Raw genomic sequence first — 13751 nt, 5'->3', positions numbered from 1 at the left:
CGACTGAGTGCCTAAGGCAGGAACAGTGGTGTGAGAGCGAAGTTTGTCAGGCAGCTATCCATCCATTCCGGATGCGACGGCAAGTTCGAAACAAACGGAGGAATACACCATGATGAAGGCAACACATCTGGCTTTGGCGGCCGCTCTTTTGGCCGGCACGGCTGTTTCCGGCTTCGCTCAATCGTCTAGCACCGTCGGCACAGGCGGTTCGTCGGCCGGCGGCGGAACTGCGAGCAGCACGATCGGTACTGGTGGCAGCTCTGCCGGGGGCGACTGCCCGGCTGGTTCGACCAACTGCAAATCCGGCACGTCCTCGACGGTCGGCACGGGCGGCTCATCGGCCGGTGGCGGCACTTCGAGCAGCACGGTCGGCACCGGCGGCTCCGCTGCGGGTTCGGGCTCCGGCTCGGGCTCTGCTTCGACGCTTGGCACCGGCGGTTCGTCGGCCGGCGGCGGCACCTCCAGCAGCACGGTCAGCACCGGCGGCTCCGCTGCAGGTTCGGGCGACGCGAACTCGGCCTCGAGCGTCGGGACTGGTGCTTCGTCTGCGGACGGAGACAAGACCGGCAGCACAGTCGGCACCGGCGGCAGCGCCGCAGGAAGCTCTGACAACAAGGGCAAGAAGGGCTGTGCACCCGGACAGGTCAAGAAGGACGCCGCCGGCACCAAAGGCTGCTGACGATGTCGGCCGGCGCCTCCATGGCGTCGGCCAATCCCTTGGAGATAGACCAATGACCAACTTTTCCACAATCGCACTGGGCGCTTCACTCGCCCTAGTCGCCGGACAGGCAATGTCCGAGGAGATCAAACTCGACGACGGAACGACATGCACCGTCGTCCAGTCTCAGTCGTCGCAGGGAGACATGTCCACCACCGTGACGGCCGGCAACGGACAGGTTTCGTCATCGACCACGACCGACGGCGGATCGGCCGGCTCCTCTTCGTCATCCTCCTCTGCCGGCTCCTCGGCCGGATCGGGAAGCGTCGACAGCTTTTCGACGGCAAGCATCACCCGGCCTGACGGCACCGTCATCACCAAACGGTCCGACGGAACCTGCTCGGTCACGAAACCCAAGAAGTAGGAGATGGCAATGAAACCTATCAACCTTATCGCGGCCGCCTCGATCGCGCTGCTCGCCTCGAGCTCGGGCGTTATTGCAGAGGAGTGCAATGCGGCCGGAACGGTCGGAACTGGCGGAAGCGCTTCGGCAGGAGGCACATCCGCAAGCTCGGTCGGAACGGCGGGCACCTGCCGGACCGACGACGGCACGACCTCTTCGATCGGATCGGGCGGAAGTGCAGCCACCACCGATGGAAAGGCGCAAAGCAAGACCCACGTCAACGACAGTGGCGACAAGCTGAAGGCGCAGACGAAAGCCCAGGCAGTCGACAAGGGGACGTTCAGCAAGTCTCGCACAAAAACCAGCACCGACGGCAGTACGCTGGATAGCACGACCCACACGATGTCGCATGTCCCGGGCGAGAAGCCGGTCAAGAACACCACCAATCAGAAGATCATCCTGCCGGAACAATAGTTGGATGGGGCTCGCCCTTTGCACAAGGAAGAGCCCCACCCTTTTTGCATCTTCCGGCGCTCGATGCAGCACCGGTCATCCGGTCGACGCACAAAGAGCTCAACTTTTCATCGAAACTGAAATATCCACTGCAACCTCTTGTTTTCGCGCCACTAAGCGGCATGGCGCTAAGAAAATAATTAAGCATATTCGACTACTCTCACCTTCTGAATTAACGAGAGAGTCCTGTCATGGCATCGATCCAGCATAAGATCATCATTGCGAGCATTGCGATTTTCGCCCTGGCGGCTGGCGCCACGGGTGTCGGCATCTGGTCCGCGTCGATCCTCTCCGAAAACAACGCCGAGGTTGCCCGGACGGCGCACATTCTGCGCAACCACATGCAGGCCGACATGATGCATGACGCGCTGCGCTCGGATGCGCTCGCATCATTGCTGGCGTCCAATCCGGCAGCAGGCATCGACGTCGACACGGTGAAGGCCGATCTGGCTGAGCATGAGGCGGCGTTCCGCGAGATGCTTGATGCCAACAAGGCTCTTGCCGCCGACGACAAGACGAAAACGATCCTTGCCAGCGTCGAACCTCCCCTGCTTGCCTATATCGCAAGCGCCACTCAGATCGTCGAACTTGCCGGTAAGGACCCTACGGCAGCTATGAAGGCATTGCCTGACTTCATGGCCCAGTTCTCGACGCTGGAAGCGGCAATGGAACAGGCCGGCGATCAGATCACGGCTGCATCCGAGGAAATTTCCAATCGCAGCTCTGATATAAATGCGTCGGTCGATATTGTCCTGGAAGCCCTTTTGGCTTCGGCCGCGCTCTTCGCCTTCGGTCTCTATTTCATCACCCGCAAGACCGTCACCAAGCCGATCCTTTCGCTTTCCAACGATATGCAAAGGCTTGCCGGCGGCGACACGGCGATTGCCTGCACCGGGATCGGCCGCACCGACGAAATCGGGACGATGGCATCGGCCGTCGAAGTTTTCCGCCAGGCGGCGATTGCCAACAAGCAACTCCAAAAAGATGCCGAGGCCGCCCGATTGCAGGGTGAAACCGAGCGGGTCACGGCGCGAAAGCAGGCCGACGAAGATGCAGCCGAACGGCTGCGGGCAGCGACATCCGGCCTCGCCGCAGGCCTGAAGAGGCTTGCATCCGGCGATCTCGCCTTCCAGATCGACGAGCCCTTCGCCCCGGACTTTGAAAACCTCCGGCATGATTTCAACATGTCGATCCGGCAGCTCGATCAGACGCTCAGCGCGATCGCGGCCGCCATTGCAGCGATCGACGAAGGCACGCGGGAAATCGCATCCGGGGCCGGCGATCTGTCGAAACGAACCGAACAGCAGGCGGCCTCGCTCGAAGAAACGGCCGCAGCGCTCGATCAGATCACCGCCAATGTCTCGAATTCGAGCAAGCGGACCGATGAGGCGCGCACTGAAGCGACCGATGCGAACCGCAATGCCGCCAAGTCTTCCGAGGTCGTGTCGCATGCCGAAGAGGCCATGCGCCGCATCGAGGCCTCGTCGCAGCAGATTTCCAGCATTATCGGCGTGATCGACGAGATCGCCTTCCAGACCAATCTGCTGGCGCTGAACGCCGGCGTCGAAGCGGCGCGCGCCGGAGACGCGGGCAAGGGTTTTGCGGTGGTCGCCCAGGAAGTTCGCGAGCTCGCCCAGAGATCGGCTCAGGCGGCCAAGGAAATCAAAGGCCACATTCAGAAATCCTCGGTGGAAGTCGAAAGCGGCGTCAAACTGGTTCTCGACACCAGCCAGGTTCTGAAGGCGATCAGCGAACAGATTGCCCGCATCAACCAGCACATGGATGCAATCGCCGTGTCGGCCAGAGAGCAGTCGACCGGCCTTGCCGAAGTCAATACGGCGGTCAATTCCATGGACCAGGTAACCCAGCAGAACGCGGCAATGGTGGAGCAATCGACAGCGGCATCCGGTCATCTCGCCGAGGAAGCTGCCAAGCTGCGTGAACTCGTTTCCCGGTTCAGGCTTCGTGCGACCGCTTCGACGCCATCTGCAGCTGGACGCCGGGGTGGGCAGCTGGCGGCCTGACGGCTGCTATCTCATCGCCATTCTTCATTCCCAAGCCAAGCCGACACGACCGGTCCGGCAGCGACGCCGTAGCCGGTCGCTTGCCGCATCGCAGCCATGCTTGAGATCTGGTTGAGCTTTGGCCGGGCATCGTGTAAAGCCGCAGCATTCCCGGACAAGACCCAGACTTCCAGCCCAGACTTTCAGCAAGGCGAACATATGGACGGCTTCGACCTCATCATCTTCGACTGCGACGGCGTTCTCGTCGATTCGGAAATCATCGCGGCGGAAGTCGAATCCGCGCTTCTGACCGAAGCCGGATATCCGATCGACGCCGAGGAAATGGGCGAGCGCTTCGCCGGCATGACGTGGCGCAACATCCTGCTGCAGATCGAGCGCGAGGCAAGCATCCCGTTTTCGGCCTCCCTGCTCGACAAGTCTGAGCATCTGCTCGACCTGAGGCTGGCGCAGGACGTCCAGGCCATCCCAGGCGTTGAATTCGCCGTCTCCAGGCTGCCGATCAAGCGCTGCATCTGCTCGAATTCGAGCATCAAGCGGCTCGACATGATGCTGACCAAGGTGGGGCTGAAGCCGCTGTTTGCGCCGAACATCTTTTCCGCCAAGGATCTTGGCCCCGACCGCGTCAAGCCGAAGCCCGACATCTTCCTGCACGGCGCAAGCCAGATGGGCGTTTCGCCTGACAAGGTCGTCGTGGTCGAGGATTCCGTCCACGGCGTACACGCGGCACGCGCCGCCGGCATGCGCGTCATCGGCTTTACCGGCGCCTCGCACAGCTATCCCGCCCATGCCGACAAGTTGACCGATGCCGGCGCCGAAACGGCAATCTCCCGCATGAACGACCTGCCGGGCGTCGTCGCCGCACTGGCGGCCTGGGACAACGTTCTCTGAGGCGCCTCAGGCCCGCGATCCGCGGGCTATGCAGAGAGCATTCTGGTTTCTCCGAGTCACTGACGTAAACGGCTGCGCAGTTTTGCGCTGGTGGCAACTGCCGCCAGACTTCGAGCTGCTACCGGCAGGTATCGATCGGATTCCGTGCGATCGATTTCGCGCGATTGAGATCGGAGATAATTGCTATTATATTGGCAATTATGTCCGATATCTGATATAAGCACTATTATGTTCACATTTAATATGACCTCTCCCGCTGAGGTGATCGGCGGCCTGTCGGAACGGATGAAGCGTCGACGTATTGATGCCGGCCTCACGCAGAGGGAGTTGGCAGCAGGAGCTGGCGTTTCCTACGGATCGCTAAGACTGTTCGAGGAGACGGGAAAGATTTCGCTCGAAGCTCTTGTGAAGATTGCCTTTGTTCTGGAAGCCGAAGCTGAGTTCGAGCACTTGTTTCCGCCTCGCCCGCCCAAGACAATTGACGATGTCATTGGCCGTCCTGTCAGGCAGAGGGTGCGCAAGAAAGCGCCTACACACTCGCGGAAAAAGCGCAGTGATGACCACGGCTACGATCCGGCCGGTGGCTTCGGGCTGCGGACATCGGTGTTCTGTAGAACCTGAATAACGAAGCTGAGGGGGGTTTGGTTACCTCTGCCACTCGGCGCTTGAATTAGGGACGGCAATGACGCTGTCGTTCGATCTTGCCTTGATAGCCGCTTAAATCATCCCTATATTGGAGATCAATTAGCAAGGAAGTCCTTATGCCTGCTGCCCACGCTCTCACTTTGACTGAGGCCGGTTACGTCCTGAACCGGTCGGCGACCGCTCTCAACAAGGCTGTCGATACAGGTGTTATCCGGGCGCGCCAGCGCAAGGTCGGCAGCGCTGTTCAGAGGCTTTTAGGCCCGGCAGAAATGCGATTTTTGCTCGTTGCCGACGGCCTCGATAAGGACCTGACTCCTGCCGGCCGTCGCAGACTATACGATGCGATCCGCCAACTCTCTTTCGACGCCCATCGCGTCAGTCTCGGGGAAATCGAGCTCGACCTGGGGAAGATAGATGCAGATCTCGAAACTCGGCTTCAACGCCTGGAAGCTCTGAAGGAGTGGGTAGACCTAGAGCGTGGCGAACCGCTGATAAAGGCTACCCGCGTTCCGGTCCATATGGTGGCAGCACTTGCCCGCGGACAGACTGTCGCGGAGATCGTCGAGGACTTTCCTTCCCTCAGCCGCGAGCAGGTCGAGGCCGCCATTGAATACGCGAAAGCATATCCGAAGCGGGGGCGACCCTATCCATCCCGCAGCCTCAAGCGATCGCTCGCCGATCTCGCCGAACTTGGGGCCTTCGATGAAGTCGACGAAGCAGCGGATGTTGCAGGCCCGCGGATAATTCCGTGACCGGCTATTTGCTGGACGAGAATGTCTTGCGTGAGTTCAGCCCGCGAGGCAACGCCAACGTCCGCAAGTGGATAGCCAGCGTCGATGACACGGAACTGCGCCTCAGCGTAGCGACGCTATTCGAGAAGCGCCGAGGTGCTGAAATGCTCAAGCGGCGCGACCCGGGGCGCGCCGCCGCTATCATTCGGGGAATTGCCACCCTGGAGAAAGCGTTTGCAGATCGGATTTTGCCGGTGGATGCCACGATTGTGGAAGAATGGACGCGCCTGCTCGGAGCCAAGAACAAGGACCGCTGGGACTTGGCGCTTGCAGCGACTGCGCGCGTTCACCGCCTTGTGCTTGTCACACGCAACATCAAAGATTTCGAGGGCCGCGGCGCACGGCTGCTCAATCCGTTCACCGATCCCCCGGAGCGGATCGAGCCCTAGCTAGAACAGGATGTCGTCCGAAAACCGCTTCCCACGTTTACTGAAAATAGCTCACATCTAGCTGCTCTTCTTGGTCTTTGCCGGCTGGGTGTCGAAGCCGATGTTGACGCGCACCAGGGCGCCGGAGCCGACCGGCATCGTGATGCCGTCCTTGCGGAAGATCACCTGCGTGCCCGGCGCGCCCGGCGGGATCTCGGTCGGGAACTTGGTGACCTCGGAATAAAGTACGGTCTCGCCGTCGACGACGGAGATGCGGATCGGCAGCGTCACCGGACCGGGCGTGCCGGCCGGGCCGGTGATCAGGCGCAGCTGGGCGACGATGGTCATCGTCAGGTTCGTGTCGTTCAGCGTGCACTGGCGGGTGTAATCGCCGAAGGAGGCCTGGAAGACGATCTGCTGCGGATCGTCCTTCTTGCCCTTTGCATAGGTGCGGAAGATCGCATCCTGGTCACGCATGAAGATCTGCGGGCAGGCGCCCTGGACGACCGGGGCAACCGTGCCCTGCGCCGTCGTGGCGGTGCCGATCGAAGGATTGTTCGAGGACGGGTTGGCCGGCGCCAGCGGCATGATCTGGGCGGTGCCGTTCGGCTGGGTCGCCGGCGTTGCCGGCTTGCTGTCGCCGCCTATGCCGAGCGAGTTGCAACCGGTAAGCAGGGCAAGAAAAGATGCGGAGACGATGAGACGCGAGACCTTGCCGAGCACCATATTCCATCCCTTGTATAAGCGTTTCTTGGAGGCCCTATGTCTTTTCAGCAGGGCCTTTCATGACGGTTTGCGATGGTCTATATCAGCGGCGCAAACAAAAATCGATTGGGTAAGCGCCGTTTTGATGCACTTTTCGACGCCGGATGCGGGCAACTTCAAAAGCATACGAGCAAAGCCCTGCCCGCAGGGCGGCCCCTTTTTGATTTCCGGCCCGATTTCCAGCCAAGACTTCCGGCAGAGCGGGCAATCGCCGCGCCCGGCCGGATTTCCTCCAGCGATAGATCAAGGATGACGAACGTGGATTATATCTCGACCCGCGGCGAGGCCCCTTCCCTCGGCTTTTGCGACGCCCTTTTGACCGGGTTGGCGCGCGACGGCGGGCTCTATGTTCCGCGCAAATGGCCGAGCTTTTCCAAGAAGGAGATCCGCGCGCTCCGCGGCAAGACCTATCAGGAAATCGCCTTCACCATCCTGTCGCCCTTCACCAATGGCGAGATCCCCGACGACACGTTCCGGGCGATGATCGACGAGGCCTACGGCACCTTCCGTCATCCGGCGATCGCGCCGCTCGTCCAGACCGGGCCGAACAGCTTCGTCATGGAGCTCTTCCACGGCACGACGCTCGCCTTCAAGGATGTGGCGATGCAATTGCTCGCCCGGCTGATGGACTATGCGCTCGAGAAACGCGGCGAGCGGGCGACGATCGTCGGCGCCACTTCGGGCGACACCGGCGGGGCTGCGATCGACGCTTTTGCCGGCCGCGAGCGCACCGATATCTTCATCCTTTTTCCGCATGGCAAGGTCTCGCCGGTGCAGCAGCGGCAGATGACGACCTCGTCGTCACCGAACGTGCATGCGCTTGCCGTCGAGGGCAATTTCGACGATTGCCAGAACCTCGTGAAAGCGATGTTCAACGACGTGGCCTTCCGCGACAAGGTCGGCCTATCCGGCGTCAACTCGATCAACTGGGCGCGCATCATGGCCCAGATCGTCTATTATTTCACGGCGGCGGTGGCGCTCGGCGGTCCGGACCGGAAGATCTCGTTCACGGTGCCCACCGGCAATTTCGGCGATATATTCGCCGGCTACTGCGCCAAGCGCATGGGTCTGCCGATCGACCGGCTGGTGATCGCCACCAACGAAAACGACATCCTGGCGCGGGCGCTGAAAACCGGCCGCTACGACATGAAGGCGGTCAAGGCGACGAGCTCGCCGTCGATGGACATCCAGATCTCGTCGAATTTCGAGCGGCTGCTATTCGAAGCCTATGACCGCGACGCCTCGAAGGTGCGCGCGGCGATGGAAAGCCTCAAGCAATCCAACGGCTTCGAGATCGGCGCGCAAGCGCTGAAGGCGATCCGCCGCGACTTCCGCTCCGGGCGCGCCAGCGAGAAACAAGTCGCCGAGACGATCCGCAAGACCCATGCGGAAACCGGCTATCTGCTGGATCCGCATTCGGCGATCGGCGTCTTCGTCGCTGCCAAGAAAGAAAAGCCGAATACGCCGATGGTGACGCTTTCGACCGCGCATCCGGCGAAATTCCCCGCCGCCGTAAAATCCGCCTGCGGTATTGACCCGGCGCTTCCGACGTGGCTTGCTGATCTGATGCAAAGGGAGGAGCGTTTCCAGATCATCAAACCGGAGCTGAAAGCCGTTGAAAACTTTATCGGCAAGCACGCCCGCGGCGAGACGACAGCAGGCGCAGAAAGATAGCCAATGACAGTTGAGTGCACCCGGCTGAAATCCGGGCTGACAGTAGTCACAGAGACCATGCCGCATCTTGAAAGCGTTGCGCTCGGAGTCTGGATCAAATCGGGATCGCGTAACGAGACGGACAACGAGCACGGCATCGCTCACCTGCTCGAACACATGGCCTTCAAGGGCACGGCGCGCCGCACGGCCCGCCAGATTGCCGAAGAAATCGAGGATGTCGGCGGTGAAGTCAATGCCGCCACCTCGACCGAGACGACCTCCTATTACGCCCGCGTGCTCAAGGACTACGTGCCGCTCGCCGTCGATATCCTCGCCGACATCCTGACGGAATCGGCCTTCGAGGAAGAGGAGCTGGAGCGCGAAAAGCAGGTGATCCTGCAGGAGATCAACGCCGCCAACGACACGCCCGACGATGTGGTGTTCGACCGGTTCTCCGAGGTCGCCTATCGCGACCAGACGCTCGGCCGGGCGATCCTCGGCACGCCGGAGACCGTCGTCTCCTTCACGCCGCAGCAGATCCGCGGTTATCTCGGCCGCAACTACACGACCGACCGCATGTTCGTGGTCGCAACCGGCGCCGTCGAGCATGAAGCGTTCCTGCGTTTGGTCGAGGACCGGTTCGCCAGCCTGCCGACGGCCCCTTCCGCCCCGCCCGTCATGGACGCGGCGCGTTACATCGGCGGCAGCGTGCGTGAACCGCGCGACCTGATGGATGCGCAGATCCTGCTCGGCTTCGAGGGCAAGCCCTACCACGCCCGCGATTTCTACTGCTCGCAGATCCTCGCCAATATCCTCGGCGGCGGCATGTCGTCCAGGCTATTCCAGGAGGTGCGTGAATTCCGCGGCCTCTGTTATTCCGTCTATGCCTTCCACTGGGGCTTTTCCGACACCGGCATCTTCGGCATTCATGCCGCAACCGGCGGCGAAAACCTGCCGGAACTGGTGCCCGTCATCATCGACGAGCTGCACAAGTCAGCCGATGCGATCCACCAGAACGAGATCGAGCGCGCCCGCGCCCAGATCCGCGCCCAGCTGTTGATGGGTGCGGAAAGTCCGGCTGCCCGCGCCGGCCAGATCGCCAGGCAGATGATGCTTTACGGCCGGCCGATCTCCAATCCGGAGATGATGGAGCGGCTGGAAGGCATCACCATCGAGCGGCTGACCGACCTTGCCGGACGCCTGTTCTATGACACGGTGCCGACGCTTTCGGCGATCGGACCACTGGAACAGCTCGCGCCGATGGAAGACATCACTGCCTCGCTTTCGGTCCCGGCGTCGAAGACGCTGCAGGCAAGCCGCTGAGCGACGTCCGTCCTGCCGGGAGTGATCGATGCCAAAATCGGTTTTTCGGTTCCTGCAGCGGCAGCCGGAAGCGGTGCAGCTGGAGAACGACAGATATCTCCTGCGCCTGCCGCGCTACCAGGATTTCAACCAGTGGCACCGGCTGCGCGCCGACAGCCGCAAGTTCCTGGAACCCTGGGAGCCGACCTGGCGACGCGACGAGCTGACGGAGGGCGCCTACCGCGCCCGCGTCGTCCGCGGCAAGCAGGAATATGCCTCGGGCCAGGCGGTGCCGCTGTTCATTTTCCTGAAAGACGACATGACGCTCGTCGGCGGCGTCACCATCGGTTACATCAGAAGGGGTGCGGCACAAAGTTGCATGATCGGCTACTGGATGGGCGAACGCCATGCCGGCCAGGGGCATATGTTCGCCGCCCTTCAATTGGTTATTCCTTACATCTTCACCGGGCTTGAGTTGCACCGTATCGAAGCAGCCTGTATTCCAGATAACGCGCGCAGCATCCGTCTGCTTGAAAAAGCCGGGTTTCAACAGGAAGGCTATCTGCGCGGATATTTGAAGATCAACGGTCAGTGGCATGACCATGTGATGTTTTCACGTCTCGCCACCGATACGGATAAAGGCAGGAAAACCGACAGCCGATGACAAGAGACCGCATGCTGCCCAAGTCACCGTCCGGACGAGTGATCGCGGTGATCGCAGCCCTTTTCCTGGCGGCCTTCGCCTTCGTGGCGGGTGTTGCCCAGGCGGCCGAACCGGTAAAAATTTCCCGTGACGATACCGCGCTCGATCTGACGGCAACGACCGAGATCTACGTCAACCAGGGCGAAGCCTTCCAGGTTTCGACGGCGGCTGGCGCCGACGGCATCCGCCGCCGCATCGAGGTCAGGGCAAGCTCGGAGAACCATCAGGGCGACTGGGCGGTGTTTGCGCTCGCCAACGTCTCCGAAGAACAGCTCGAGCGCGTCATCGTCGCGCCGCATTTCCGTCTGGTCAATTCCAAGCTGTTCTGGCCGGATCTCGGCTCGCAGCGCATCAGCGCGATTACGCCGAGCGAAGGCTTCGCGCTCGATCGGCAGCCGAGCGACGAAGCCGACGTCTTCCGCATCACGCTGAACCCCGGCGCCGTCATCACCTTCGTCGCCGAACTGTCGACGCCGGAGCTGCCGCAGATCTATCTCTGGGAACCGAACGCCTACAAGGACACGATCAACGCCTTCACACTCTATCGCGGCATCGTGCTTGGCATTGCCGGCCTGCTCGCGGTGTTCCTCACCATCCTCTTCGTCGTCAAGGGCACCTCGATGCTGCCGGCGACCGCAGCACTCGCCTGGGCGGTGCTCGGCTATATCTGCGTCGATTTCGGTTTTCTCGGCAAGCTGATCAGCGTCGCCTCGGCCGACCAGCGAATATGGCGCGCCTGCGCCGAGGTGGCGCTGGCCTCGAGTTTCGTCATCTTCCTCTTCACCTATCTCAATCTCAACCGCTGGCATGCCCATCTCGGCTACGCCACGCTTGCCTGGGTGCTCGGCCTTGCCCTGCTCTTTGGCGTCGCGATCTACGACCCGTCGATCGCCGCCGGCATCGCCAGGCTTTCCTTCGCGTTGACGGCCGCGACGGGGCTGCTCTTGATCATCTATCTCGGCTTCAACCGCTACGACCGCGCCATTCTGCTGGTGCCTGCCTGGGCGCTGACGCTCGTCTGGCTGTTCGGGGCGTGGCTGACCGTTACCGGCCGGCTCGACAATGACATCATCCAGCCGGCACTCGGCGGCGGCCTGGTGCTTATCGTGCTGTTGATCGGCTTCACCGTCATGCAGCATGCGTTCGCCGGCGGCGCCTATCAGCAGGGGCTGTTTTCCGATCTCGAGCGGCAATCGCTGGCGCTGACCGGCTCCGGCGACATGGTCTGGGATTGGGATGTGGCGCGCGACCGCGTCGTCACCATTCCCGACGTCTCCATCAAGCTCGGTCTGTCGCCGGGCGCCATGCATGGCGCGGCGCGCAACTGGCTGCCGCGGCTGCACCCCGACGACCGCGACCGCTTCCGCGCCACGCTCGATGTGCTGCTCGAACACCGGCGCGGGCGGCTGAACCACGAGTTCCGCATCCGCGCCGAGGACGGGCATTTCCACTGGCTGTTGATCCGCGCCCGGCCGGTGCTCGGCTCGAACGGCGAGATCATCCGCTGCGTCGGCACGATCGTCGATGTGACCGAGCAGAAGAATTCCGTCGAACGGTTGCTTCACGATGCGCTGCACGACAATCTGACCGGGCTGCCGAACCGGCAGGTCTTCCTCGACCGGCTGCAGTCGGTGCTGGCGCTGGCGCCGGGCAGCGACACGCTGCGGCCGACGGTGATGGTGATCGATATCGACCGCTACAAGCTGGTCAATGATTCGCTCGGCGTTGCCGCCGGCGACAACATTCTCATCGCGCTGACGCGGCGCCTGCGCCGGCTGTTGAAACCGCAGGACACGCTGGCGCGGCTTGCCGGCGACCAGTTCGGCCTCATCCTGGTTTCCGAGCACAATCCGGCCAAGGTCGCCGATTTTGCCGATGCGATCAGCAAGGCGATCATGGTGCCGATCAACTTCGCCAATCGCGAGATCATCCTGACGGCCTCGGTCGGCCTCGCCTCCTGGGTGGACAGGCAGGAGAGCGCCACCGGCCTGCTCAGCGATGCGGAACTTGCGATGTACCGGGCAAAACGGGCCGGCGGCAACCGTGTCGAGCCGTTCCAGCCGGCCTTCCGCGACTTCGGCACCGACCGGCTGCAGCTGGAAACGGATCTGCGCCGCGCCATCGAGCGCAAGGAATTGTCGATGGTCTACCAGCCGATCGCAAGGCTGGAGGATGTCGAGGTCGCCGGTTTCGAGGCGCTGATGCGCTGGGAACATCCCAAACGCGGCAACATTCCGCCATCCGAATTCATCCCGATCGCCGAGGCCTCCGATCTTATCGGCCCGCTCGGCATGTTCGCACTGGAACAAGCGACCAACGATTTGATGAGCTGGCAGCACCAAACCGGCGAACTGCCGATCTTCGTCTCGATCAACCTGTCGAGCGTGCAGCTGCTCAACAACGAACTCTATGACGACGTGCGTTCGGTTCTCGCCAAGACGCATTGCCAGCCCTCGCGCCTCAAGCTCGAACTGACGGAATCCATGGTGATGGAAAATCCGGAACAGGCCCGCCTCGTGCTGCAGAAGCTGAAGGAAGCCGGCATCGGCCTGGCGCTCGACGATTTCGGCACCGGATATTCGTCGCTCGCCTATCTCACCCGCTTCCCCTTCGACATGATCAAGCTCGACAAGGCCCTGGTGCGCGACAGCAGCGACAAGAAGGCGACCGTGCTCCGGTCGGTGATATCAATGGCGCGCGAGCTTGACATGAAGGTGGTGGCCGAGGGGATCGAATCCAACGAGGATGCGATCGAGCTTGCCAAGATGGGCTGCAACTACGGCCAGAGCTACCTTTTCGGCCCGCCGATGCCTTCGGAATCGGTGCTGCGGCTGCTTCGCGACCGGTTTCCGCTGACGAAACGGGCCTGATCGGAGCGGCTGGTCTCAGGGTTTTCCGGAAGCAACAAAGGCCGCCTTCGGCCCGAGGCGGACACCTGCTCGTTGTTGAACGATGCGGCTGATTTGCGGCCTTGGTCTGTCGTCAAGCGCGTTTTGCTGTACCCGACCTGCTCAGATCGGGTACACCGTTTCGACGGA

Annotated in this window: 13 protein-coding genes; 12 read left to right on the top strand and 1 reads right to left on the bottom strand. The window is 61.9% G+C overall.

All coding sequences use genetic code 11. The features are described 5' to 3' along the window. The first annotated feature begins 109 nt into the window (after positions 1-109). From RlegSU303_RS03430 to RlegSU303_RS03395, 8 genes are all read left to right on the top strand, one after another. On the top strand, positions 110-679 hold the full coding sequence (locus RlegSU303_RS03430) for a hypothetical protein (protein WP_222372473.1): 570 nt from the start codon (positions 110-112) through the stop codon (positions 677-679). 52 nt (positions 680-731) lie between these two features. Further along, entirely contained in the window at positions 732-1082 is a 351-nt protein-coding gene (locus RlegSU303_RS03425; RefSeq protein WP_222372471.1) for a hypothetical protein, read from the top strand. A gap of 9 nt (positions 1083-1091) precedes the next feature. Beyond that, positions 1092-1535, top strand: a complete 444-nt coding sequence (locus RlegSU303_RS03420) for a hypothetical protein (RefSeq protein ID WP_222372469.1) — start codon at positions 1092-1094, stop codon at positions 1533-1535. A 230-nt stretch (positions 1536-1765) separates the two neighbouring features. After that, on the top strand, positions 1766-3598 hold the full coding sequence (locus RlegSU303_RS03415) for a methyl-accepting chemotaxis protein (RefSeq protein WP_231283458.1): 1833 nt from the start codon (positions 1766-1768) through the stop codon (positions 3596-3598). A gap of 198 nt (positions 3599-3796) precedes the next feature. Then, positions 3797-4486 (top strand): HAD family hydrolase, encoded by a 690-nt coding sequence (locus RlegSU303_RS03410; RefSeq protein ID WP_222372458.1) that lies wholly within the window; start codon positions 3797-3799, stop codon positions 4484-4486. A 228-nt stretch (positions 4487-4714) separates the two neighbouring features. Then, on the top strand, positions 4715-5107 hold the full coding sequence (locus tag RlegSU303_RS03405) for a helix-turn-helix domain-containing protein (RefSeq protein ID WP_231283457.1): 393 nt from the start codon (positions 4715-4717) through the stop codon (positions 5105-5107). Between the two features lie 140 nt (positions 5108-5247). Continuing rightward, positions 5248-5883 carry a DUF433 domain-containing protein gene (locus RlegSU303_RS03400; RefSeq protein ID WP_222372456.1) on the top strand — a complete coding sequence of 212 codons (636 nt, stop codon included), beginning with the start codon at positions 5248-5250 and terminating at the stop codon, positions 5881-5883. Next, positions 5880-6311, top strand: coding sequence for a type II toxin-antitoxin system VapC family toxin (locus tag RlegSU303_RS03395; protein ID WP_231283456.1), 432 nt, complete (start codon positions 5880-5882; stop codon positions 6309-6311). The genes RlegSU303_RS03400 and RlegSU303_RS03395 overlap by 4 nt, the downstream gene beginning before the upstream one ends. Before the next feature lie 57 nt (positions 6312-6368). Here RlegSU303_RS03395 and RlegSU303_RS03390 read toward each other — a convergent pair whose 3' ends face one another. Further along, positions 6369-7016: a hypothetical protein gene (locus RlegSU303_RS03390; protein WP_017959299.1), complete on the bottom strand. Its 648-nt coding sequence runs from the start codon at positions 7014-7016 to the stop codon at positions 6369-6371. A 288-nt stretch (positions 7017-7304) separates the two neighbouring features. Here RlegSU303_RS03390 and thrC point away from each other — a divergent pair, with 288 nt between their 5' ends. From thrC to RlegSU303_RS03370, 4 genes are read left to right on the top strand one after another with little or no spacing between them, the layout of a single operon-like run. Beyond that, entirely contained in the window at positions 7305-8729 is a 1425-nt protein-coding gene (gene thrC, locus RlegSU303_RS03385; RefSeq protein ID WP_151518364.1) for a threonine synthase, read from the top strand. A gap of 3 nt (positions 8730-8732) precedes the next feature. Next, entirely contained in the window at positions 8733-10031 is a 1299-nt protein-coding gene (locus RlegSU303_RS03380; RefSeq protein ID WP_027666710.1) for a M16 family metallopeptidase, read from the top strand. 28 nt (positions 10032-10059) lie between these two features. Beyond that, positions 10060-10674: a GNAT family N-acetyltransferase gene (locus RlegSU303_RS03375; RefSeq protein WP_017959296.1), complete on the top strand. Its 615-nt coding sequence runs from the start codon at positions 10060-10062 to the stop codon at positions 10672-10674. Continuing rightward, positions 10671-13583, top strand: a complete 2913-nt coding sequence (locus RlegSU303_RS03370) for a sensor domain-containing phosphodiesterase (RefSeq protein WP_179040330.1) — start codon at positions 10671-10673, stop codon at positions 13581-13583. Before RlegSU303_RS03375 ends, RlegSU303_RS03370 begins: the two co-directional genes overlap by 4 nt. Positions 13584-13751 lie beyond the last annotated feature (168 nt).

This window comes from Rhizobium sp. SU303 (assembly GCF_021052345.1).
In the GTDB taxonomy this organism is placed as follows: Bacteria; Pseudomonadota; Alphaproteobacteria; order Rhizobiales; family Rhizobiaceae; genus Rhizobium; species Rhizobium laguerreae.
Note: the sequence above shows the minus strand (reverse complement) of the source record. Positions and strands in the feature narration are given on the sequence as shown.